At 61.3% G+C, this 22008-nt stretch carries 24 protein-coding genes; 21 read left to right on the plus strand and 3 right to left on the minus strand.

What is annotated here, in order from left to right; translation table 11 throughout:
• Window positions 1-22: 22 nt before the first annotated feature.
• From KNJ79_RS05330 to KNJ79_RS05400, 15 genes are all read left to right on the plus strand, one after another.
• Window positions 23-2866: a phage terminase large subunit family protein gene (locus KNJ79_RS05330; protein WP_317153092.1), complete on the plus strand. Its 2844-nt coding sequence runs from the start codon at window positions 23-25 to the stop codon at window positions 2864-2866.
• A 3-nt stretch (window positions 2867-2869) separates the two neighbouring features.
• Window positions 2870-4339, plus strand: coding sequence for a hypothetical protein (locus tag KNJ79_RS05335; protein ID WP_317153093.1), 1470 nt, complete (start codon window positions 2870-2872; stop codon window positions 4337-4339).
• 73 nt (window positions 4340-4412) lie between these two features.
• Window positions 4413-5561, plus strand: coding sequence for a hypothetical protein (locus KNJ79_RS05340; protein WP_317153094.1), 1149 nt, complete (start codon window positions 4413-4415; stop codon window positions 5559-5561).
• Between the two features lie 17 nt (window positions 5562-5578).
• On the plus strand, window positions 5579-6001 hold the full coding sequence (locus KNJ79_RS05345; RefSeq protein ID WP_317153095.1) for a hypothetical protein: 423 nt from the start codon (window positions 5579-5581) through the stop codon (window positions 5999-6001).
• Between the two features lie 142 nt (window positions 6002-6143).
• Window positions 6144-7220 (plus strand): phage major capsid protein, encoded by a 1077-nt coding sequence (locus tag KNJ79_RS05350; protein WP_317153096.1) that lies wholly within the window; start codon window positions 6144-6146, stop codon window positions 7218-7220.
• A 43-nt stretch (window positions 7221-7263) separates the two neighbouring features.
• The gene (locus KNJ79_RS05355; protein ID WP_317153097.1) at window positions 7264-7518 is read left to right on the plus strand and encodes a hypothetical protein; all 255 of its coding nucleotides are present in this window, start codon (window positions 7264-7266) and stop codon (window positions 7516-7518) included.
• Between the two features lie 11 nt (window positions 7519-7529).
• Entirely contained in the window at window positions 7530-8225 is a 696-nt protein-coding gene (locus tag KNJ79_RS05360) for a hypothetical protein (RefSeq protein WP_317153098.1), read from the plus strand.
• Window positions 8209-8772 (plus strand): hypothetical protein, encoded by a 564-nt coding sequence (locus KNJ79_RS05365; RefSeq protein ID WP_317153099.1) that lies wholly within the window; start codon window positions 8209-8211, stop codon window positions 8770-8772. The genes KNJ79_RS05360 and KNJ79_RS05365 overlap by 17 nt, the downstream gene beginning before the upstream one ends.
• A gap of 32 nt (window positions 8773-8804) precedes the next feature.
• On the plus strand, window positions 8805-9212 hold the full coding sequence (locus tag KNJ79_RS05370; protein WP_317153100.1) for a hypothetical protein: 408 nt from the start codon (window positions 8805-8807) through the stop codon (window positions 9210-9212).
• A complete protein-coding gene (locus KNJ79_RS05375) occupies window positions 9205-9984 on the plus strand; it encodes a hypothetical protein (RefSeq protein ID WP_317153101.1) in 780 nt (259 codons plus the stop codon). Before KNJ79_RS05370 ends, KNJ79_RS05375 begins: the two co-directional genes overlap by 8 nt.
• A gap of 76 nt (window positions 9985-10060) precedes the next feature.
• Window positions 10061-10273, plus strand: coding sequence for a hypothetical protein (locus tag KNJ79_RS05380; protein ID WP_317153102.1), 213 nt, complete (start codon window positions 10061-10063; stop codon window positions 10271-10273).
• Window positions 10260-10688: a hypothetical protein gene (locus tag KNJ79_RS05385; protein ID WP_317153103.1), complete on the plus strand. Its 429-nt coding sequence runs from the start codon at window positions 10260-10262 to the stop codon at window positions 10686-10688. The genes KNJ79_RS05380 and KNJ79_RS05385 overlap by 14 nt, the downstream gene beginning before the upstream one ends.
• A gap of 20 nt (window positions 10689-10708) precedes the next feature.
• Entirely contained in the window at window positions 10709-10930 is a 222-nt protein-coding gene (locus tag KNJ79_RS05390) for a hypothetical protein (RefSeq protein WP_317153104.1), read from the plus strand.
• Between the two features lie 86 nt (window positions 10931-11016).
• Window positions 11017-11859: a hypothetical protein gene (locus KNJ79_RS05395; protein ID WP_317153105.1), complete on the plus strand. Its 843-nt coding sequence runs from the start codon at window positions 11017-11019 to the stop codon at window positions 11857-11859.
• A 104-nt stretch (window positions 11860-11963) separates the two neighbouring features.
• The gene (locus KNJ79_RS05400; RefSeq protein WP_317153106.1) at window positions 11964-12368 is read left to right on the plus strand and encodes a hypothetical protein; all 405 of its coding nucleotides are present in this window, start codon (window positions 11964-11966) and stop codon (window positions 12366-12368) included.
• Here KNJ79_RS05400 and KNJ79_RS05405 read toward each other — a convergent pair.
• The 3 genes from KNJ79_RS05405 to KNJ79_RS05415 all read right to left on the minus strand — a co-directional run bounded on the left by KNJ79_RS05405 (window position 12365) and on the right by KNJ79_RS05415 (window position 14100).
• The gene (locus KNJ79_RS05405) at window positions 12365-13264 is read right to left on the minus strand and encodes an NUMOD3 domain-containing DNA-binding protein (RefSeq protein ID WP_317153107.1); all 900 of its coding nucleotides are present in this window, start codon (window positions 13262-13264) and stop codon (window positions 12365-12367) included. The genes KNJ79_RS05400 and KNJ79_RS05405 overlap by 4 nt on opposite strands.
• Window positions 13265-13327: 63 nt before the next feature.
• Window positions 13328-13489 (minus strand): hypothetical protein, encoded by a 162-nt coding sequence (locus KNJ79_RS05410; RefSeq protein WP_317153108.1) that lies wholly within the window; start codon window positions 13487-13489, stop codon window positions 13328-13330.
• On the minus strand, window positions 13489-14100 hold the full coding sequence (locus KNJ79_RS05415; RefSeq protein ID WP_317153109.1) for an SHOCT domain-containing protein: 612 nt from the start codon (window positions 14098-14100) through the stop codon (window positions 13489-13491). The genes KNJ79_RS05410 and KNJ79_RS05415 overlap by 1 nt, the downstream gene beginning before the upstream one ends.
• A 72-nt stretch (window positions 14101-14172) precedes the next feature.
• On the opposite strand from KNJ79_RS05415, the gene KNJ79_RS05420 reads away from it, so the two are divergent.
• Genes KNJ79_RS05420 through KNJ79_RS05445 form a run of 6 tightly spaced genes read left to right on the plus strand, consistent with a single transcriptional unit; the run spans window position 14173 to window position 21984 of the window.
• Entirely contained in the window at window positions 14173-18936 is a 4764-nt protein-coding gene (locus KNJ79_RS05420; RefSeq protein ID WP_317153110.1) for a phage tail tape measure protein, read from the plus strand.
• Between the two features lie 53 nt (window positions 18937-18989).
• Entirely contained in the window at window positions 18990-19487 is a 498-nt protein-coding gene (locus KNJ79_RS05425) for a phage minor tail protein L (RefSeq protein ID WP_317153111.1), read from the plus strand.
• Complete coding sequence (locus KNJ79_RS05430; protein ID WP_317153112.1) at window positions 19484-19945, plus strand: NlpC/P60 family protein; 462 nt, start codon at window positions 19484-19486, stop codon at window positions 19943-19945. Before KNJ79_RS05425 ends, KNJ79_RS05430 begins: the two co-directional genes overlap by 4 nt.
• Window positions 19926-20264 carry an MPN domain-containing protein gene (locus KNJ79_RS05435; RefSeq protein WP_317153113.1) on the plus strand — a complete coding sequence of 113 codons (339 nt, stop codon included), beginning with the start codon at window positions 19926-19928 and terminating at the stop codon, window positions 20262-20264. Before KNJ79_RS05430 ends, KNJ79_RS05435 begins: the two co-directional genes overlap by 20 nt.
• The gene (locus KNJ79_RS05440; protein WP_317153114.1) at window positions 20255-20821 is read left to right on the plus strand and encodes a tail assembly protein; all 567 of its coding nucleotides are present in this window, start codon (window positions 20255-20257) and stop codon (window positions 20819-20821) included. Before KNJ79_RS05435 ends, KNJ79_RS05440 begins: the two co-directional genes overlap by 10 nt.
• Window positions 20821-21984, plus strand: coding sequence for a helix-turn-helix domain-containing protein (locus KNJ79_RS05445; RefSeq protein WP_317153115.1), 1164 nt, complete (start codon window positions 20821-20823; stop codon window positions 21982-21984). Before KNJ79_RS05440 ends, KNJ79_RS05445 begins: the two co-directional genes overlap by 1 nt.
• The last annotated feature ends 24 nt before the right edge of the window (window positions 21985-22008 follow it).

Genomic DNA, 22008 nt, shown 5'->3' on the forward strand with positions numbered 1-22008 from the left:
TCATCCTAGTCCCCCTCCGCTCGTGTTCACCGAGCTCTACAACAACGTCCGCCTCCGATACGGCCACGGCAGTGGCTCGATGAGCATGGGCGAATGGATCGCGGCCAACACCACGATCAAACGGCGTCCGTTCAGCTATCGGCACTACCCGTTCCAGCAGGCCATCGCCGATGACATGCACCCCAATCTCTATGTGAAGAAAATCTCGCAGATTGGGTTGGCCCTCGACCTTGACACCCCCGTTCCGACCCCAACCGGCTGGTCGACAATGGGTGACCTGAGGGTCGGGGACCAGGTCTTTGATGAGCAGGGCCGCCCCACCGCAGTCGAGTACGTATCGCCGGTCTATTACGACCGCGAGTGCTACGAAATCACGTTCGATGACGGCGAGAAGATCAGGTCAGACGAGCAGCACCGCTGGAAGGTCGACAGCTATCGGGCTTTTCGCGGCGACGAGATTTATGCGGGGCGGGGGCGACCGCCGAACGGTAGTGGGTTCACCAAACAGGGCGTCGTCACGACGAAGCTCATCGCCGAGAATTTTCAACACAAGGGCCGCAATGTCTTTGCAATCGACAATACCGCGGCATTGGACCTTCCCGAGGCCGAGCTACCTGTCGACCCCTATTTCCTCGGACTTTGGCTCGGCGATGGAAACAAGCACGCCTGTTGCCTGACGGCCACGGCTGCCGACGCCCTGTTCTATGCTGAGGAGTTATTGCGCCGGGATCTGGCTTGCGTGCCTTCAAGCAATGCCTCGAACGGGACGGTCCAGTTTCTGGTTCATTTCCCGGGTCAGAAGCGACCTGGTCGGGGAGAACCAAATTCGGTGAGCTGGGAGCTGACCAAGCTGGGTCTGCTCAACAAGGAGAAGCGGATCCCCGAGGTTTATCTGCGGGCGTCTGCGCGTCAGCGTCTTGATCTCCTTCGCGGCCTCATGGACACCGACGGTTCAATTACAAAGTTGGGTCGAGCCTCGTTCTACAATTGTGAGCCGGAGCTTGTGCATCAGGTCGAGGAGCTGGTGCGTTCGCTGGGCCTGAAGCCCCGCGTTCGATGGCGGGAGCCAGCGGGGGGCACGTTGAAGAGCGGGCATGTCATCAACTCCAAGCGTCGGGCCGCCGAGGTAAGCTTCGTCGCCTATGCTGAAGATGATGTGTTTCTCCTTCCACGCAAGCGGGAAAGGTTGAAGCCGCGGGCGCAAGGCCGAACCACCGAGAGTTACCGTCGACGTATCGTTGACGTCCGGCGGATCAAATCCATTCCAGTCCGATGCATCTCGGTGGCGTCTGAAAATCACCTGTTTCTCGCCGGGCGCGCGATGGTTCCGACACACAATACCGAGGTCCAGATCCGCAAGTTTCTCGCGATGCTGACGCGGAACACGGCAATCTCGGGGATCTTCACGCTGCCGTCGGAGAAGATGTACCGGAAGATCTACGCCGGGCGCATCAAGCCCGTGCTCGACGCGGACGCGATCTTCAATCCGCCCACCGGCTCGACCCCAGTGCGGAGCTCGAGCCTCATCCAGATCCGGGACAGCTTCGGCTACATCACGGGCTGCACCGAGGGCGAGGCCACCTCGATCTCGGCCGACTTCCTCATGCACGACGAGCTCGACCTGAGCCCCGAGGACATGATCGCTCTATACCAGTCGCGTCTTCAGAACTCCGAAATGAAGATGACGCAGCGGTTCTCCACGCCGTCCTTCAAGGGCTTCGGCATCGACCGCGGCTTTCAGCTGTCGGACCAGCGCGAGTATCTGGTCAAGTGCGAGGCCTGCAACCATCATCAGGTCCCGATGTTCACGCCGGCATTCGTCCATGTCCCGGACTTCAAGTTCGACGTGTCGGATTTTGCCGACCTTACCTCGAACCAGATCGCGTCGCTGAACACGCAGGACGCCTATGTGCGCTGCGACAAATGCTCGGCGCGCCTCGACCTGGCCAATCCCGATCTGCGCGAATGGGTCGCGAAATACCCGAGCCGCACGCTTGTTCGCGGCTATCAAATCCGACCTTTTTCTACGAGCCGCCTCGACCCCGCCTATGTGTTCCAGCAGCTCGTGCACTATCAGTCGCTCGGGTTCCTCCGCGGCTGGTACAACACCGTCATCGGCGAGGCGTACACCGACGCAAACGCCCAGCTCCAGCGCGGAGACATCGAGGCGTGCATGCAGGGCGCCCGAGTGCCCGAGGTGTCCTCGTCGCGCCGGGTGTTCCTGGGCGTGGACGTCGGCTTTGTCTGCCACCTCACCCTGTCGTTCGACGATGACGACGGCAATCCGGTGCTGTTCTATTTCGAGGTCGTGCCCATCGGCGCCCTCGAGGATCGCGTGCGGGACCTCCGTAAGATCTACAACATCGTGCAGGGCTGCGTTGACCGTTTCCCGTTCGAGCCGAACGCCGACGCTCTGCGCACGATCACCAACGACCTCATCATGCCCGTCCAGTATCGCGGAAACGCCGCGCTCGCGCCGGTCAAGGACGAGCTCGGCAACATCACCCACTATTCCGCAAACCGCACGTATATCCTCGACCGTGTCCAGTCCCTCGTGGGGCATCGCGCGCTGGTTCTTGCTGGTTATGGCGATCAGCGGGAGACTTTGATCACGCACCTGATGGATAACGTGCGCAAAGAGGAACCGGATTACTCGGCAACATGGCTGAAATCTCCGAGCGGGACGGACCACTATTTCCACTCGATCGCGCTGAACCTGCTGGCGAGGCGCGTGAACGAGCATGCCTATGCGCAGAACAAGGAAACGGTCCGCTACTCGATGGCCTGCGCCGGCGCCCCGGTTGGTAGCAGCGCGAACGACAATCTTCTCGGCCGGGGCGCCGAACGAATTTCGAGGTTGGGATAACCCATGGCACTCTCCGACAGCATTGCTCAAATCCTGCTGCCGAAAGGCAAGGGCACCAAGGGCGGTAAGGGGTTCACTCCGACCTACAACCCGCGGGACGTCAAGGTGGCGGTGCCGGGCTACCAGCAGCATCTCGACGATCTGCTGACCAGTCGCATTGCGAACGACAGTCGCACGCTCCTCAACACACTGATCAATCACGACCCCGACGTTTCGTCGGCGGTGCACTCCTATCTGACGATCGCAGGGTCTGCCGATCTGGTCATTGCCGCTTACGACCAGGATGGGAACATTGATGTCGACGCCACGAAGACGGCGCGGCGAATTCTCGAGAACCTCACGACGACCAACGACTACACGGTCGGCTTCAGCGATAAGCCCATCCTCTCCACGCTGCTCGACGATCTTCGGTACATGATCCTGCTCCGCGGAATGAACGCGGCCGAGCTTGTGCTCGACAAGAGCTACGTGCCGACGGAGTTTCGCCTGATCGATCCGGTCAGCCTCGAGTGGCGGGAAGCCAAGCCGGGCGTCTTCAGCCCGATCCAGAAGCCCTCCGGTTCGAACACCGAGATCGACCTCAACATCCCGACGTTCTTCACGTCGAAGTTCCACCAGAACCCGACGAGCATCTACACCTTCTCCACCTTCGTGTCGGCGATCAACACGATCACCGCCCGCGCGACGGTGATCAACGAGCTCTACAAGATCATGCGGATCGTCGGATATCCGCGGATGGACGTGTCGATCCTGCAGGATGTGATCGAGCGGAATGCGCCGCCCAACATCAAGGACAATCCGACCGAGATGCGCAATTGGGTGTCGCGCGAGCTCACGTCCATTCAGTCGACGATCGCCGGGCTTTCTGCACGAGATGCGTTCGTCCACTCCGACGCCGTGAAGGCCGAGATCATCAACGACAAGAACCCGTCGGCGGGTCTTCAGATTGAGCGCGTGATCGACATTCTCGACAACCAGAATCAGGCGGCCCTCAAGGTGATGCCTGCGGTCGTCGGCAAGTCGAGCAACGGTCAGGTGGCTTCGACGGAGGCTCGGCTCTTTGCGCTCGGTGCCGACGCACTGAACCGTTCGATCGCAGCCCTCTTTTCCAAGACGCTGACCTTCGCCGTCCGGCTGGCCGGAAGCGAAAGCCGCGTGGCCGCCCGTTTCCGGCCCGTCGAGCTTCGGCCGGTGCTCGAGCTTGAGCCCCAGCTGACGATGCGCGCGTCGCGTCTTCGCAACGAGCTTTCGCTCGGCACCATCACGGACGAGGAATACCACCTCGAAATGTTCGGGCGCCTGCCGCGCGCAGGTGCGCCTGTCCTTTCCGGCACCGGGTTCATGAACCCGGCAGATGCGAGCGTCTCGGTCAACGCCGAGGACGTCTCGCCGAACGACGATCCGCTCGGCCGCGGGCTCACGGCTCCGGGCAGCGAGAGCGCCAAGTCGAACGAGGTCGACCAAGGTGGTTGAGGCAGGTTCACCCGTCCTTCCGTGACTTCGGCACGGTCGGCTCCGCATAGCCTGCGGAGTGAAACAGCTTCCCATGACCCCCGAGCTCGCGCAGCTCATCAAGGACCGGGTGGGTTCGGACATCGATCCGACCAACTTCGCGGTCTTCGAGGCGATTGCGCTGAACACCAAGCCGCTGCGCGGCAAGGACGGCACGCTACATGAGCGTGCGGTCGTCGCGCCGGTCACGCTGCGACAGATGGCCGATCACATCAAGAACGGCGGTCACCTCCCGCTGATCTCCGATCACCAACTCACCGGTGAGCCCCAGGGGCGCGTGTTCGACGCCGAGCTGCTGTTCAACAATGTCAACGACATCGAGCTTCGGGTCCTCTTCTATCTCGACCCGACCGAGAGCCGGCTCATCAGCAAGCTCAACGCGGGATCGCTCGACGAGGTCTCCGTCTCATTCTTCCCGACGCAGTTCCTCTGCTCGGAATGCGGCTGGGATTATCTCAGCCCCGAGGCGGACTACGAGAACTTCTTCGATCGCACCTGCGCCAACGGACACACCATCGGCGAAGACGGCGTTCACGCAGATCTGGTCGGCCTTTCCGACTTCATTGAAGTCAGCCTGGTTGCGCGAGGTGCAGCCGATCAGCCGCGCATTGTCGGCAAGTCCGACTCTAAGTTGCAGCCCGCATCGTCAATGCGCCTCGCGGCGCATGCGGAATTCAAGGATCGCCTGATTGTCCAGGCGTCCAGAGGAGAAGACCCTGTGAGCAATTTTGATCCCACGGCGCTCGTCACGGAGCTTTCGGACGTCAAGGCCGAAGTGAAGGTCCTGAAGGCGGCCAAGGAAACGTTCGACGCGACGATCACGTCGCTGACCGGCGAGCGCGACACCGCGCTTACCCGCGTCACCGAACTGACCGCCGAGCTGGAGACGGCCAACACCGAGCTTGAGACCGCCAAGGCGGAATCGAAGATCGAGGAGGCCGCTGCCGCCCTGAGCTTCATGCAGACCATTTTCTGCAACCTGACGGTCGCCTCGGGCAAGGAAAAGCCCAAGGACGACGAACTCCCGACCACGGTCGCCGAGCTCGAGAAGGAGATCAAGGCGATGACGTCCGATCTCACCTCGATCCTGCCCGTCGGCGGTACCGCCAATCCCGCCAAGGAAGGTGAAGGCGACGCCCAGCCGAAGCTGGTGGCCAGCGCCTACACCAACCGCAAGCTCTAAGAAGGAAGGACCGACCCGTGGTTTACAACCCCAACAGCGTCGTCAACTACACTTTCTCGTTCGACGACTTCACGTTCACCCGCAAGCTGGCCGCCGGCATCACCGCCGCTGACGTCGGCAAGGCGGTCGAAATCGACACGAGCGCGGCCGGTCAGGTCAAGCTCGCGACCGACGACGCCGTCGTCTACGGCCGCCTCGAGACGTTCGAGGACCGCGGGAACGGTCTGCTCGTCGGCGCGGTCTCGCGCAAGTTCCTGACCAAGCTGCCGCTCAAGGCCGCCCTCGCGGGGCTCGACGCTGTGGCGGTCGGCGATACGGTCGTCGGCGCGGGCGCCGGCGAGGTGAAGGCGCTCAACGACGGCGCCGCCAAGACGCCCGACGAAACCATCAACACCGTGATCGAAGTCGGCGACGACTTTGTGATCGTCGAAAAGCTGTAAGGAGCAGACCGTGAAGCCCGCAAATCTCATCGAACTGGCCCGCAACCGCCAGCCGGCCGAGGTCGTCCTGAAGGATGTGCTCGACGAGAACATGTCGACCAGCATCAAGGCCGGTCAGAATCTCGTCCAGGCAGCCAAGCAGTTGAAGATCAGCCTGCCGGACTATCTGACGCTCGCGATCGACACCGAGAAGGGTGATTTCAAGGGCTCGAAGCTGAACGGCTTCGAAGCGGCCCTCGCTCACCTCGGCCTGCCGATCCGCGACGACTTTGCCAACGGCATCCTGCTGCAGGCGGCCGCGGACACGTTCCAGACCTATCCCGGCACGCGCGCGATGTTCCCGCCCGTGATCGACGCGATCCTGCAGTGGAAGTACCGCCAGGACAACATCGAGTCGATCGCGCCGATCATCGCGCAGTCGCGCGGTATCTCTGGCAACGAGATGATCACGACCGTCGTCGACGACAAGGATGCTGATTATCAGCAGACCGGCGTCATCGCCGAGGGCGCGCGCATCCCGATCCGCTCGATCCGCACGACCGAGAAGGGCGTCAAGTTCTACAAGTTCGGCGGCGGCTTCGAATTCACCTACGAATTTGAGCGTCGGGCGAGCCTGGACATCGTGACGCCCTACGCTGCGCGCATGCAGCGCGAGGTCGAGATCGGCGAAGTGGCGATCGCCACCGGCCTGATCATCAACGGTGACGGCGTGAATGCCGCAGCGCCGGTGGTCAATGCGACCGATCTCGCGGCCGCGATGCCCGCTGACGGCCAGCCGGTTCCCAAGGCCGGTCGCCTCGACTGGAACATCTTCCTCGCATGGCTCGTCAACCGCGCGAAGGCTGGTGTCCCCGTCGATACCGTGCTCGGCAACTACGACATGTATCTCGAATGGCTGCGCATGTTCGCGAAGCCGACCGCAGATGCCGGCATGTCGCAGGGCGACATCCTCCGCAAGGCGGGCGTCGACGTCGCGATCCGCAACCCGCGCTTTGACTTCAATGTCGACTTCGCGCTCTCGTCGACCGCTCCGGCGGCGAAGCTCACGGGCTTCATCAAGAACGAGACGCTCGAGGAGCTGGTCGAAAACGGCTCGGACATCGAGGAGTCGACCCGCGCGATCGAGAACCAGAAGGTCAAGTTCGTGAAGACCGAGAACAAGGGCTACCGCCTCGTGTTCGGCGACACCCGCTCGGTCCTGAACCTCAACCAGGCGTAATAGAGACGGGGGTCTTCGGACCCCCTCTCCACGGAGAGCAATCATGAAAGTCACGGTGAAAACCACGGGTCAGTTTCTGGTCCATGACGTGTTCGGTGGCCAGACGGTCTCGCCCGGTGAAGTGAAGGAGGTCCATGTGACCGAATTCATCACGCAGGCGCTGCTCGACAAGCGTCTCGAGGAAGTCGACAGCAAGGGCAAGGGCAAGGAACCTGCCGCCCCGCCCGCCGAGAAGAAGGCCGAGGACGAAAAGCCCGCCGCTGGCGGACCGACGTCGGGGGCGGCCTCCAAGAAATAAGGTAGGACATCATGCGCGCGGGCCTCGACTTTTCGCAGCTCGTGACGTTCGACGACGGAGCGCCTGACGGGGATATCTCGTGGGCGCTCTATCGTTTGGACGGCACTGAAATCACCAGCGGTATGGTAACACCGGCGGCCAACGCGGTCTCGGCCGTGATCCTTGTCGACGGCGCGTTCAATTTGTTCGCCGGTGGCAATCTTCGCGAGATGCGCGAACTGACTTGGGCATATACGACCGGCGGTCAGACCCGATCGGGCTCAGCGGACTACGCTATCGAGGGGAAGGTGCCGTTTCCGGTCAGCCCCTCCGGTGTGCGCGAGAAGCTCGGCGTGACCGCGAAGGAACTGCCCGACGAGGAAACCGACCTCATCGGCGCCTACTGGGAGCTGGGGTCAATTTCGAGCGACACCGCTCTGGCCGCATACGCCAACCTTGAGACTGCCGACGCCTATCGCATTGCCGACGGCATCGAGGCGCTCGCCGCGCTTGAGGTTCTCGACACGCTTCAGGTCCGCATCGCCAAGATGGAAAGCAGCGGAACGAACGAGTTCCAGCGCGGGGCGATCGATTGGGAGATGCTTCGCGGCAGGCTGGGCTCTCTCGTGTCGCGCGCGACCGACATCCTTGAGCCGGCCAACGCGGGAGGCGCAACCGGCGGTTCCCTATTCGTCCTCGCCACAATTTCGGATGACTTCAGTGGTTAGCCTAGCCTCGGTAACGGACCGGTTCCTGACCCCGATCCAAGTGATCGCCGGGGGCATCGGAACAGTGTTCGGCGTGATCAGTGAGACCGATCAGACGCAGGTGCCGTCGTATATTTTCGTGCCCCCGCGCCACGTTCTCCGCACGCGGCATCCGACGCCGGTGCGCTTGGGAATGGTTATCCGCACCCCCGCGGGCGAGGTGTTCATCGTCGGCGATAACGGGCCGTCGGAGCACGCCTCCGGCACCCTGTGGGACAGCTACCGGCTTTTCCGCGCGACGCACCAGCTTCAGTGGAAGCGTCGCACCTACGTGGTCGACCCCGTGACCAAGCAGAAGGCCGATGCGCCTCCAGCGAACATGGGCCTGATCTGGGTCGGCGTCGAGCCGACCGATCGGGAGGAGAACGAGCGGCGGATGAATACGACATTTGAACGGGCTCGCTTCATCACGGCCGCGAACGTGCAGGCGGACGATCTTCTCGGAGAGTATGAGGTGATCCGTTCCGACACGCAGCTGGGCCTTCAAATCGGATTTCTTCAGACATGACCAGCCCACTGACCCCCATCTACAAATCGTTGATGCGTCACATCACGGACCTCATCGAGGAGCTGAATGCCGATCTCGGGACCGGTATCCTCTATCACGCCTGGGAGACCCGCGGCGAGGAGGATCAGCTGCCGAAGACCACGCTCATGGGGCTCGACGGTTTCAATTTTCACGAGAACGCCGGGCTCTGGATCGTCCGCTTTTCCGTGACGGTTTCGTCCTATCAGGACATCAATCTCCTCAAGGAATTCGATATCCTCGACGGGATTTACGAGTGGTTTGGCGAGAAGAAGCGCGTTCCACTCCGCGATATGTCCTCGGGCGAGGAGGAGAACCAGCTGGTGGTTACCGACTTCGAGGTGGCCCCCATGGCGCAGACGATGATCCGCAACTATCGCACGGTGTCGATCGAGCTCAAGCGCACGGCGAACGATGGCTGATGTTCGTCTCCGTCTCTTTTTCAACTTCAGCAGCGGCAAGTCGCACGCGCAGGTGACCCGCCGGCAGCTCGACGCTGCGGCATCGACGATCATTCAGAATGTCGCAGTCAGCTATGCCGAGCGGGAGAAGGAGTATTTCTTCAACCACCTCTCGCGCACGGTCCGAACCGACGTCTTTCGCGAGATCACCAACGTCGCCGATCGATATCGGCGTCTCATCATTGGCAAATCGCGCGGCCCGGGAACTGCAATTATCGATTCTGCAGCAGAACATGGGCCAAGTGCAAATTTGCACGGCCTCTCCTGGACCCCCCGGCGCGAGAACTATCTTCGCCGGAAGCGCCGGGAGCTCGGGCACACTCGATGGTGGCAGGGGTGGACCGGTCACATGTCGGACGTGCTGGCCAAGGGGCAGAACTGGGTCGAGATCTTTGGCCCGATCCGCGTGGCCTTTACGCCGGGCAAAAGCCGGGACTTCCGCCTGCGGACGATCAACTTCGGTCTGCGGCAGAGCGAAGCGCGCGTTCACATTGGCACGCTCAATGTCACGGCCCTCGAACGGGTCACTCCGGCAATGATCGCAGCGGGCACCAAGCGAGGGATTCCTGCGGCAATTGCTGCAGCGGGCTACGAGGAGCTGGCATATCGCGTCGGCGGGCCAGCCGAATACCGGCAGACGCTGGAACCGTTCCTGTCTTTCGTGCTGACGAGGGCGATTCCCTACGCGGTGCGACGCCGCGTGGAGGCGGGGCTGCACAAGCCGATCCGCTAATTCCCCCCACATCGTGGTTCGTGAAGGAGGGGAGACGTAGGTCTTGGCTCCACCAACCTCAACCATCGGAGCACCCGTGCAGCCGCAAAAGCGAAGCTTCACCGTCCGAGTTCCCATCGAGCTCTATCTGCAACTAGGTCAGATCGCCCAGGATGAAGGCACTGACGTCAACGCGACCGTAAATCGCCTCATCCGGATGGGGCTCGGCGAGCGGGAGAGCCTGCTGCTGCTCCTGAACCGGATCCTCAACAGCACCGAAGCGAAGGAAATTCTCAGTGAAGCGGCCTGACCTCAAGATCGAGATCACGATCGGCGAAGAGAAGCGCGAGATCAAATGGACCTATGGTCTGTCCAACGACATCCAGCGGCTGGTCCCAGACTTCGGCGCCGCGGTGAACGATATCGTCAGTGACCCCGGGATCCGCGACTATATCATCCGGCGTGCTCTCACTGACAAGAAGGGCATCGTGCGCGAGGAGAGCGAACTGATCAGCTTCGAGGCGATCGACGATATCGATCCTGAAGAAGTGCTTCGGTTGCTCGAATGGGTATCGGAGCACCTCCTGTATTTTTTCGTCACCTCGGCGGCTGTCACCAGCCGCCAAGCGAAGGAGTACAGCAGCGAGCTGGGGCGATTGAGCCCCTCTTCGACTGGTTCAGCGGACTCTCCTTCGACGACGCCACCTGCTGGGCCTTCGGCTTAGTCGAAGGAGACCTCGAGGAGTTGTACTGGACGCTGAGCTACTGGGAAATCTCACGGAAAATTCAGCTCAAGTACGGCGAACTTTCCGCTCTGCAGCTATGCACCTACGCCGGATTCGCGGACATCGTCTCGGCCGCTCTCGGCGGCGGGAAGAAGGCGCCGGAACTGAAGAACACCGTCAACACCGGGTCGCTCGAGGGCGATGTGGCCGCAATCAGGTCGCTCCTGCGGATTGGTGGTTGAGCTAGGTTCACTGCCGACTTCTTTCATCGGGAGGATGCGGCGACCATTGTTCCTCCCGAGTTTCATCACGAAGAAGGAGCCCTGCTGTGGGAGCCGTCCAGAAAAACGCATTCATGCTTTCGAGCGCCACCCTCATGATGGCGCCCGCGTTCACGAACGACGTGTACGCGCTCACGCCGGGCGAGCACTCGGTGGGGATGATCAAGGAAGTCGCCGTTCCGCTCGACAGCTCGATGATCGAGCTCAAGAACGGCGTGGCGCAGGCGACGGTCGACTCCAAGCGCACCGGGGTCCAGCCGATGATCACGGGGACCGCCTACGAGTTCACCGCGGCCAACATCGCGCGCTCGCTCGCCATGGGCGGCACTCCGGCTGCGATGAAGCGCGGCAAGCTCGACACTGCGCTCGCAGGCGACGACGTTTCGCTCAGCCTGCTGAGCGACCCCGTTCCCGGCGAAGCGACCTCGGCGATCACCGCACTGGCCGACATTCCCGCGGGCTCCACGCTGCTCATCCAGCGCACTGGCGCGGAAACCGACTATGTCTTCCCGACCAAGTCGAGCGGTGTCGCAACCGGCGCCGGCCCCTACGTGGTGCCGCTCGCGGGCAACTATGCGATCCCGACCGACATGAGCTTCCCGATCGGCTCGAAGGTCTGGGTGGCCCCGGCCATGCACATCGGCGACATCTACGCGGACGATCTGTTCTGTGTGAAGATCACCGGCACGCTTTCGAACTACGATCGCCCGGTCACCTGTGTCTTCCCGAAGGTCAAGGTGTCCAAGGGCTTCAATCTGCAGTTCACCGAGACCGACTACGGCGGCATGCCGTGGGAGCTTCTTCCGCTGTTGATGTCGGCCAGCGAAGCGATCGACCGTCTCGCCGACATCGGCACCGGCGCGTTCGGCGACATCTACATCGGCGCATAATTTCAGGTGGGTGGTGGAGGAAGCCCCGGAGCTACAGCTCCGGGGCTTTTTCTATTTCACCCCTTACCCTGAGCCGCATGCGGCGTGAGCGATAGATAGTCGACATGGCTCTATCAGTGCTGAATATCTGCCCAAATACACTAGTTCCGGTCACTATCCCTCCGGAGCCGGTGACTGGTGTTTCGATGAATGGATGGGCTTTCACGTCGAAACCGGCGGTTCCCTATCAGCGCAAATTCCGGGTGACTTTGCACGGCCTTCGTTGGTATCTCGACGGCGCTGGGTTATACAACGCAGGGACGGACCCCACGCGCAACGCCCGCGCGCTCGAGCTGTTCTATCAGGCTCACGGCAACTGGAAGTCTTTCCTGTGGCTACACCCGCACATTGGGCAATTAGAGGTTCGATTTTCGGCCCCTGTTAGCGTACCCGAGGGGATCCCGAATAGCGGGGGCTTGATTAAAGCATTTGAAATCAATCTGATTGAGCATAACCCGGGCTTTGGCTAAGCGGCAGAGGCTCGCCGGGCGAGCAGGGAGGCGCTTATTTTGGCCTTTGTTTCCGTAGAGTGCTTCTTGCCTGAAAACCCCGTATGTGCTGGCGCCCGGCCGCTTAGCGCGGCACTGAGTTTGGCCTTGTGCTCCGCCGACTTCGGTCGCCCTTTCTGAGCAGCGCTCATGTTAACCCGAACCTCCGAGCTCAGTTTAACCCCTCTTCGCCGGGCTGCCGCTTCAAGCTGCTTGTCCGTGGGGTTCCCTCGGCGTTTCTCGTATGCTGCGACCTGAGCTGGCGTAAGGGGGCGGCCCTTTATGGTAGCCGCCATTTTAGCGACCCCAGCAACCCGCCCCGGCGTTTGCGGCTTCCCTTTGCGATCCAGGCTCATTTTCGCGCGGCATTCTTCTGATCTTCTTTTGCCGGAGTTCTTTGCAGAGATTTTTTCGCGGGTCCTGTCGCTGAGCGTCTTCCCGAGGTGCGCGCGTCGTAGTTTTTCTTTGGCTTCCGGGGTTGCGAAGGCCGTTGCAACCGCGATGGAGATCTTCTCCCTGACTTCCGGAGGATGTCTGGGTCCATAGCCGGTTCGCGCCGTTAGAGCTAAATTATAAACTCCCTCAGGACACGATCGAAATTCGTCTGTGATACTGTCCTCGACGGCATGGAGATTTGACTCGGCCATGCCGGAAGCCAACACAAAGTAGCTGAAGTTTTCCTCACCATGCTTATCCCACGAATTCTGAAGATGAACACAGTGATGTCGACCTTGGCGGAGCATCCAGCGGTGATTCTGCCAGCGCTCTCTCATCCGAACGGACGACCCCACATAGATGCGGCCCGTCACGATGTTTAAGATGCCATAGATGCCGGGTGTGTCCGAGGGGGTTTCGAAGGTGTCTATGAACTTACGCATCCGCATAGGATAAAGTCCCCGCGACGATTTTGAATCCGTCGGCCGACAAGTCGCACAGCGACTCTATCGTCTCTTGCTTTTTGCGGCCTCGTCCTCGAGTGCCTGAGCTACCGCCTTCGCCTCGTCGAGATACGATTCCCACATAGGCCGGCCCTCAAATTTTGTGTTCTCCGGGTTTCCGGCGAAGCGGCACAGGGCGCGGGCAATGACTTCGAGTTGGGTCATTAGGGTTGCGCCAGCAGTTTCTTTTTCGCTGCCTCAAACTCGTCCGGCGTTAAGGCTCCAGAATCTCGGAGGGACACGAGCTGCTGAAGTTGGTCGGCGAGAGAGGGCGTGCTCGGGGCGGGGGAGACTGCCTCGGCTTGCGTGATTGCCGGTGGAGGTGGGAATGAACCCGCCGATTTTGTACACGACGCCGACACAAAATCCATCTCATTGGATTCCCCGAGCTCCTTGAACAGTACAGCCCCGGAGCGGTCCATCACGACCACAAAATATGTCGGACCGGTATAGCCACCCATTCGGTTTCTGGCATTGACCCGGCCGCAGGTCACTAAGCCATTAACGCGCTTGCGGAGGAAGGGCTTCCAGTAACCATCCAGGAAGCCGTAGGGCCATTCAAACTGCGCAGACCCCGGATCTATCAGGAGCGACTTAACGGCCTCCTCGCCATTGCGTCTAAACAGGTCATAGTCGATGTCCGATCTTGATGGGGTGGCGCTGGAAATGTTGGCCGTCTTCAAGTCCGAAGGCACCAGGTCATCTTGCGCGTAGGCGACCGAAACAGTGCCGATTAGCCCTGCAATAGCGAGAGCGATTTTTGTGACGTTCTTCATACCCGAATTATCCCACATTCTAATTCCCCCCGTCAACTTGCTCTAGCCGCCCCCGGTCAACAATCCAGGGGGATGGTCGACCCCACGAACACCCAGACTGTCGATGTCGAGCTTCTCGCGGAAGGCGCGGACGTCTCGAAGGCAATGGATCTGATCAATGCCAAGATTGAGAAGGCCTTGGCGGCGGTCAACAAGATTTCCTCGTCGGCCGACGCGGGCGCGAAGAACTTCAACGCCAAGCTGGACCGCACGGTCAAAGACCTGCAGCGGGCGATGTCGCAGCTCGCGACCCTTGAGAAGTCGATGTACGCCGGTGCCGGGGATGTCCGGCAGCTCAGCCAGGCTCAGCAGTTCGGCAAGAGCACCGAGGCCGCCGCCCGCTTCGCCGGCACTGTCAAAAATGCCGGGAACGCCGTTGAGGCGGTGAACGCGCGCATCAACGATCTGACCAAGAAAATGGCTCGGATCGGTCAGCAGGATTTTCTCCCCAAGCAGAAGATGCTTCGTGCGCAGGAGGATCTCCGGGCCGTCGATCGTGAACTGCGGTCGGTCGATCGATCGATGGATCGCCTCAACACCAAGGCCCGACTGAGCGGCGGAGACTTCACAGCACAGCAGCGGCAAGTCGCGGAGGCACAGGCCAATCTGTTCCGCGCGCTGCGGGACGGCCGCCGGACCAACTTCACCAACGAGCTGAACCAGCTTCGCGACGCGATGGCCCGCTACGGCGTGGACGTCCGCAATGTCGATGCCGACCTGCGCCGACAGGGACAAGCCTATGATCAACTCATTTCAAAAGCGAGGCAATACGCAAACGAGACCAAATTTCAGCAGGAGGGACGGCTCAGGCGTGAGGCCGGGCGGTTGGGTGTCCCGGGTGATCTTTCGACTGAGGGCGCCACCGAGCGTCTGGCCGCAGCGACGATCCGCGCAGCGAACGCCAAGGAGCGACTGAACGTTGAACTGGCTAGCAAGGCCGGGCAGGCGGAGCTCGCGAAAGCAGTGGCCGACTACGAACGGTATAACACCGAACTCGTCGAAAGCGTGGCCCTCCACAATAAGCTGCAGACGGAACTGAAGCAGAGCGCCGCGGCGCAGGCAGCGAGCGTTGCCAGCATGGCGCGGTCGCAGGTGACTTCGCAGCAGAAGGGACCGCTCGGCACCATCCTGTCGCCAAGCTACGGCGCAGCCGCCTTTGCCCGGACGTCGGTCTACGGCGCCGCGGCGATGGCAGCCTATGGCGCCTTCAATACGCTCCGTGATGGCGCGCGCTTTGTCGTCGAGTTTCAGGACGCGCTGGCCAACTTGCAGGCTATCTCGGCTGCGACCGACGGGCAAATGGTCAAGCTGCGGGACACGATCCTCGACGTCTCGACGGCATCCAAATTTTCCACGATCGACCTGACCAAGGCTGCGACGGTGCTCGCCCAGGCGGGCTTCTCAGTTCGCGAAACCCAGCAGTCCCTCGCGTCGGTGTCACAGCTCGCGACAGCCTCGGGGGCCACGATTGCGGAATCGACCGACCTCATCACCAGTGCTGTCGGTGCTTTCCAGCTGCAGGCAAGCGAGGCGGCTCGCGTGTCCGACCTCCTGGTCGCGGCCCTTAACCGATCGAAGCTGGCCGTCCCGCAGGTGGCGGCGGCAATTCAGTATGTCGGCGCCACGGCCTTCGAGAGCAACATCTCGCTCAATGAACTCGTTGCCGCTGCGGGCGCGCTCGCCAATGCCGGCGTGAAGAGCGGTTCGACGATCGGCACCGGTCTCCGCCAGTTCCTCGTGGACCTGCAGGACCCGACCAAAAACCTGAAGGAAGAGTTCGACAAGCTCGGTCTCACCCAGGCCGATGTGGACGTGAAGACCCGCGGTCTCACGACCGTCATGAAGACCCTGCGCGACGCCGGCTTCGGGTCCGCGCAGGCCTACGCCGGTCTGGAGACCCGCGCGGCTGCCGCGTTCCTCGTCCTGAAGAACAACCTCGATACGATGCAGGACCTCACCTTGGCCCAGCTCGCGCAGGGTCAAGCTGCCGAAGCGAGCGCCACGGCAATGGACTCGCTGTCCGCCGAGTGGCAGCGCTTCAAGAACGTCATCAATAAGCAGAATGCCGAGAGCGACGCGCTGCAGGATTTGCAGGACAGCGCCAAGGGCGCACTGCGAGGGATCAGCGACCTGATCGCGGCCAACGACAATCTGGCGGCGAGCCGTCTGGGCGTTTACGACCAGACGAAGAAGAACATGCAGCAGAACATCGACGAGGGCCGCATTCTTTCGGCCGTCGGCGACTCCTTCAAGCTGTTCGGCTACGACGTCGACAACGCCGTCCGCTCCGCGGTTGGCATGAACCAGCAGTTCAAGGCGGGCGCAGAGTCCGCCGAGGATTACGCCACGGCAGTTGCGAACGGCAATGAAACGATCATCGGCTATCAGGCCACGATCAGCGCCGTCGACGACGCCATGGCCAAGCTGCTTCTGCAGGAAGACACGCTGCGCAATGAGCACGGCGCGCTCGGCGTCGAAACGGCAATGCTCGCCACGCGCTTCGAGGGCCTTTCCAAGTATCTCGTCCAGAACACGAACGATTTCTACGGCGCGATCAACGCCGTTCGCCAGTATCGCGCTGAGCTGAGCGCGACTCTGATCAAGCAGCTGGAAGCCCAGCGCGGGCTGCTTCAGGCTCAGCGTTCCCAGCAGCAGGGCGTGGCAAATGCCGCGTTTCGCGAAGCTGACCGGAACGTGACATCGTCCACGGGCCGGGGTATTCTTGCGCAGCTGGCGCGCAATCCGACCGATCCGATTGTGCGCCAGATGGCGCTGAATTACGCGGCGCAGCCGGGGGTCAGCTCGTTCGAGGCAAAGACGATCCGCAAGGCGGCCGAAAGCGCCGCGGCATTCGACACGACCAACCGCAATGTAGAGATCGTCGGGCGCCAGCTTGCCTATGCCCGGGCGGGCCAGGGCAACGAGGCACAGACCAACACCCAGAGCCTTCAGAAGGTCACTGCCATTATGGGGCAGCTGGGCGCCGAAGCCAGTGACATGGACCAGAAGGCACGGGCTGGTATTTACGATCCGATCGCCAAGCAGGCCGAGCAGGCTGCCGAGGCCGCTCGCGCACGCGCGCAAAGCGCCACCTCCGACGGCGAGCGCCAGTTCTGGAGTGACACTGCGAGCCAGTGGCATTCGCTTGCCAATCAGGCGTCAGGTGCCGCCAAGCCCACCTCGGCCGAGACAAAGGCTGAGCAGAAGGCCGCAGCTGCAGCACAGCGGGCGGCTCAGCGGGAAGCGCGCCGGCGCCTGCGCGGCGACAAATTCGTTTCGCAGGCCGGGCTGAAGACGGCCGAACTCGACTTGAAGGACGCTCTGTCGGACAACACTGAGCCGCTGAATTATTCCGAGTTCAAAGAGGGCAAGGACGAGATTGAAAAGGCGCTAGCGAACTGGATCGCTAAGCGCCAGGAATTGATGAAGGACGAAATTGCGTCGAAGCGGATGGGAGGCGAGGAGGCCGACAACTATCGGCGTGAGATCGCCAGCCAGATCGAGGCGAAGCGCCGAGAAATCAACGCCAAGATCGCTGAGAACATTGGGTCCATGCTTGAGAATGCCGTGGATGCGGCCGATCGCGAGTTCGAGCAGTCGATGCAGCCCTTCGAGGACGGCATCAAGCTTGCTGAGGCCCGTCGCAAAGCCCTCGATCGTATCGGCGTTCGGGACAGCATCCCGGACTACGTGCGCGAGAACGCCGACTTCCGGGTTGAGCAGCAGACGGAGAGCCGGGACCGCGCCTCCATCTCTCGTAACGAAACTCGACTGGCACGGCTGGCGGATGCCTATATGGATCTCCAGCGTTCTATCGAGTCCCTCAAAACCTCGGCCCAGGTTGAAGATGACTATCGGAGCGTGATCGATGAGGTCGCACCTGACGGGTCCGAAGGCATTCTCGTCGTTGCCGACGTGATGAAGCAAGCGGCCGAGGCGACCGGAAACTTCACAGACGACGAGCTTCAAAAACTCACTCTGAAGCTCATCGAAACCGCGACGAACATGCACAACCTGCGCGTCGAGAACGACGCCATGCGCGCTTCGTTCGAGGGGGCGGCGGATGTGCCACGAACGCTGGCCGAGGCGTTCCAGTTGGCCACGGTCGCGTACACCCGAACCGTGGCCCTCAATAGGACCATGAAGGCCAGCATTATCAATGACCTCGGCGCGGCGATAAAGCAGACGCACAGCGATTTTACGCAGTTTTGGTCTGACATGCTATCCCGGCCGGATCAGGTCCTGCGCAACCTCAAAAATTTCGCGCTTAGCGTGGTGCAGACTCTGCGCGACATGGCTGCTCAGGCGCTCGCGAACAACATTTTCTCCACCATCCTTAACTTGGTTGGAACTGTTGTCAGAGGAGGCGTCGGTATTGGCGGGGGCGGGAGCGTTGGTTCGGCGAACGGCCGAATTAGTGTTGGTATCGGCGCGAACTTCAACGGCGGCCTGATCGAACGCAAGGAAGGAGGTCTCGTTACCGAGGGTGTCCCGAACCGCGATAGCGTCGTGACTGGACTTGCCCGCGGAGAGTTCGTTACGCAGAAGTCCGCAGTCGACAGCGTCGGTGTCGATTTCATGCGGGATCTGAACAAGCGCGGGGCTCGCGCGCTGCAGGGTCTTGGTGCCAATGTCGTACAGCTACGGCCCTCTCGCCAAGAGATGAATGTTTATGTGGTCGGACCGGAAGAGAAGCCGACACTCGGCCCGAACGACGTCCTCGCCGTGCTCGACGACGCGCTGATGCGCGAATCCAGCACAAAAAAACTTGTGAAGCACGTTTCCCAAGGGGGGTAATTCACCCCCCTTCCTCGCCAGACCCCGCGAGGCCAACCTAAATCCGTCGCGCAATGACGACCATCCCACCTGAACAGATCGCCGACGCCCATCTGCTCGAAGCAGATGGTGAAATCTTTCTCTATGAGATTTCACCCTCGGAGGGATCGGGAACGGTCCGCATCAAAGCGGACAACACTGTCTCATGGCGCGGGAACGACTATGAAGGTTTGCCCCTCAAATGGGAGGGGGAGAGCTACAGCGCCGACGGCACCGTCGCGCGGCCGACGCTCACGATCGGCGACGAACAAATCAATCTGATGGTACTGAAACCGCTGCTCTTCGACGGAACGATCGATGGCGGCACGTTGGTTCGGCATCGCATTCTGCTCGACGATCTCCTCAATGATCGGCTCGTCACCACAACAGACGAATACCGCATTCAGCGGGTTACCGGCTACTCCCGATCCCAGATTGGGCTTGCGCTGGCGAGGCAGGCCGACGCGCTGAATTTCAGTCTTCCGTTTCATCAGTACTATAGTCCCGACTTTCCTTCGGTGAACATCTCATGAGCGTGGACCCCGACAACTACGTCGGCATCCCGTTTCTTATGGGGGTCCGGGACTGTCTTGGCCTCACTCGGCGCTACTATGCTGAAGCTTTCGGCATCAATATCACCGATTATGCTCGACCAGTGGACTGGGAATCTCCGGTCATTGATTTGATCCGTGCCTGCTACGAGCGCGAAGGCTTCGAGATGGTCACCAAGTGGCGGGAAAAGGACCTCCGCCCCGGCGACCTCCTCTGCATGTCGATCGGCGAGGGCAATGCCAACCATCTCGCAATCTATCTGGGCGGAGGCGAAATCCTCCACCACCTGGCTGGCCGGCGCTCGTCTCGTGAACCCTACCGGGACTTTTGGCGCACTCTGACTTGCTACGTTTTGCGGCACCCGGACGTGCCCGATCTGCGTCCAGTCTATCCTGACACAACGATCGAGGAGTTGCTCCGTGCTCGATACGCTCGTTAAACTTTATGGTGAGGGGGCCAGCATCGAACGCTGTGGCTTCTTGCTCAAAGACGGCACGTTGGTCGAAGTTCCAAACGTTCATTCCGAGCCGGAAAAGGGGTTCGATATGGATTCCGCCGCCATGATCGAGCATCTGGAGAAGCCGCTCGTCGCCACCTGGCACACGCACCCCGGAGGCGACCCCAACCTCAGCCAGGAGGACTATGCCGGTTTCCTCAACTGGCCGCATCTGAAGCACTACATCGTGGGCACTCGCGACGGCGAGGTGACTGTGGAGTGCTATATCGTTGAAGACGGATTGGTCATCCGATGCGACTGATCTTTCACGGGCACTTGAGGGATTATTTTCCTGCGTCAGTCGAAATGAACTGCCGCACGGTTGCCGACGCGATCGAGGGTATCGCTTCGCAAACCCCCAATTTTCCTGCCGAACTTCGGGTCAAGGTCGTCGGCCATGACACAGAGGAGTCCTTGTTCTCTCCGACCGAAACCGAGGAGGTTCATATCGTGCCGGCCATGTTCGGCGGCGGCGGCAAGTTCTTTGGAATTATCCTTGGTGGACTAATGATCGCCTCAGCGTTCCTGTTGCCCGGCATTGGTATCGGTCTCTCGGCGGCGCTGAAAACCTCGCTTATCGTCAGCGGCGCCATGATGGCGGTGCAGGGCGTGGTGTCGCTGTTCATGAAAGCCCCCACGGCATCCAAATCCGAGGATCCTCCTCCTTCCAAATATCTCGGCGTCACCCAGAACACGACCGCCCAGGGCACGCGCATTACGCTCGCCTGCGGCCGAGTTCTGCTCGCCGGTCACTGGCTCAGCCTGCAGTCTGACGCCGACAAACTTTCCACTGGCATTTATCCGGCGAACCCAACCTGATGAACCTTTCCCCTGAACTTGCTCGCTTCGCGAGCCCCGCTCAAGATCGCTACCTCGAAGCCGTGCTCCGTCTGGGCAGTTGCCGAAAGGCGGCAAAGGAACTCGGCGTTCATAGTGCTACCGTTTCGCGCTGCATCAAGGCACTGCAGGACAAGGCGGCGCAGCAAGGCTTCTCGCCCGATCACGACATGCATCATGTCGTTCCCGACGGCTTCCGAGTGAAGGGGGTCTCGTCATTCTATAATCGTCATGGCGAGCTCACCGGCCAGTGGGTCAAATCGACCACTGACCACGAGCGTCGCGAAGAGCTGCTCCGCGCCGCGGTCGAGGCGATGACCGGTGAGGTGCAGCCGCTACCACCCATTTCGGCGCCCGAGTTTCACGATGAGCGTCTGCTCACCGTCCTGCCGCTCGGCGACCCCCATTTCGGCATGCGGGCATGGGCAGCCGAAACCGGAACCGACTTCGACCTCGAGACGGCCGAGCGGCTGACATTCGCCGCGGTCGATCGGATATCTGCCCGCACTCCGTCCAGCCATACGGCCCTGCTTCTCAATCTCGGTGACTATTTCCACGCCGACAACAGCACCAATCGCACGCCGCGCTCAGGCGCAAATCTCGACGTCGACGGCCGCTTTCGGCAGATCGCCGAGACGGGTGTCCGGGCGCTCATTCGCTGCATCGAGCGGTTGCTCGAAAAGCATCAGAACGTGATCGTCCGGAACAACCCGGGCAATCACGACCCGCATCAGGCGGCGATGCTCTCGATCTGCCTCGCGGCGCGCTTCCACGACAACCCGCGGGTGCGGATCGATGACAGCCCCTCGAGCTTCTTCTATTATCGGTTCGGCAAGACCCTCATCGGCTCGACCCACGGCGACGGCGCCAAGCTGGTTGACCTCCCGCTGATCATGGCCCGGGACGTCAAGGACGACTGGGCGGCGGCCGATTACCGCGTCTGGCACTGCGGCCATTTTCATCATGACCAAGTCAAGGATCTGGTCGGTTGCACGGTCGAGACGCACCGCACCCTGGCATCGACGGATGCGTGGCACACGCATCAGGGGTATCGGTCGGGACGGGATCTCAAGGCCATCGTCTACGACGTCGAATATGGTGAGATCGCGCGACTGAGGTGCGGCGTCGAGCAGATCGACAGCTAATTCCCCCCTCAACATAAGCACCAG

Source organism: Sphingopyxis indica (assembly GCF_032879645.1).
GTDB lineage: Bacteria > Pseudomonadota > Alphaproteobacteria > Sphingomonadales > Sphingomonadaceae > Sphingopyxis > Sphingopyxis indica.

Coding starts and splice junctions, on each gene's coding strand:
- KNJ79_RS05335 (WP_317153093.1), top strand. CDS start 2,870: ATGGCACTCTCCGACAGCATTGCTCAAATCCTGCTGCCGAAAGGCAAG.
- KNJ79_RS05340 (WP_317153094.1), top strand. CDS start 4,413: ATGACCCCCGAGCTCGCGCAGCTCATCAAGGACCGGGTGGGTTCGGAC.
- KNJ79_RS05355 (WP_317153097.1), top strand. CDS start 7,264: ATGAAAGTCACGGTGAAAACCACGGGTCAGTTTCTGGTCCATGACGTG.
- KNJ79_RS05360 (WP_317153098.1), top strand. CDS start 7,530: ATGCGCGCGGGCCTCGACTTTTCGCAGCTCGTGACGTTCGACGACGGA.
- KNJ79_RS05365 (WP_317153099.1), top strand. CDS start 8,209: ATGACTTCAGTGGTTAGCCTAGCCTCGGTAACGGACCGGTTCCTGACC.
- KNJ79_RS05370 (WP_317153100.1), top strand. CDS start 8,805: ATGCGTCACATCACGGACCTCATCGAGGAGCTGAATGCCGATCTCGGG.
- KNJ79_RS05375 (WP_317153101.1), top strand. CDS start 9,205: ATGGCTGATGTTCGTCTCCGTCTCTTTTTCAACTTCAGCAGCGGCAAG.
- KNJ79_RS05400 (WP_317153106.1), top strand. CDS start 11,964: ATGGCTCTATCAGTGCTGAATATCTGCCCAAATACACTAGTTCCGGTC.
- KNJ79_RS05405 (WP_317153107.1), bottom strand. CDS start 13,264: ATGCGTAAGTTCATAGACACCTTCGAAACCCCCTCGGACACACCCGGC.
- KNJ79_RS05410 (WP_317153108.1), bottom strand. CDS start 13,489: ATGACCCAACTCGAAGTCATTGCCCGCGCCCTGTGCCGCTTCGCCGGA.
- KNJ79_RS05415 (WP_317153109.1), bottom strand. CDS start 14,100: ATGAAGAACGTCACAAAAATCGCTCTCGCTATTGCAGGGCTAATCGGC.
- KNJ79_RS05420 (WP_317153110.1), top strand. CDS start 14,173: ATGGTCGACCCCACGAACACCCAGACTGTCGATGTCGAGCTTCTCGCG.
- KNJ79_RS05425 (WP_317153111.1), top strand. CDS start 18,990: ATGACGACCATCCCACCTGAACAGATCGCCGACGCCCATCTGCTCGAA.
- KNJ79_RS05430 (WP_317153112.1), top strand. CDS start 19,484: ATGAGCGTGGACCCCGACAACTACGTCGGCATCCCGTTTCTTATGGGG.
- KNJ79_RS05440 (WP_317153114.1), top strand. CDS start 20,255: ATGCGACTGATCTTTCACGGGCACTTGAGGGATTATTTTCCTGCGTCA.
- KNJ79_RS05445 (WP_317153115.1), top strand. CDS start 20,821: ATGAACCTTTCCCCTGAACTTGCTCGCTTCGCGAGCCCCGCTCAAGAT.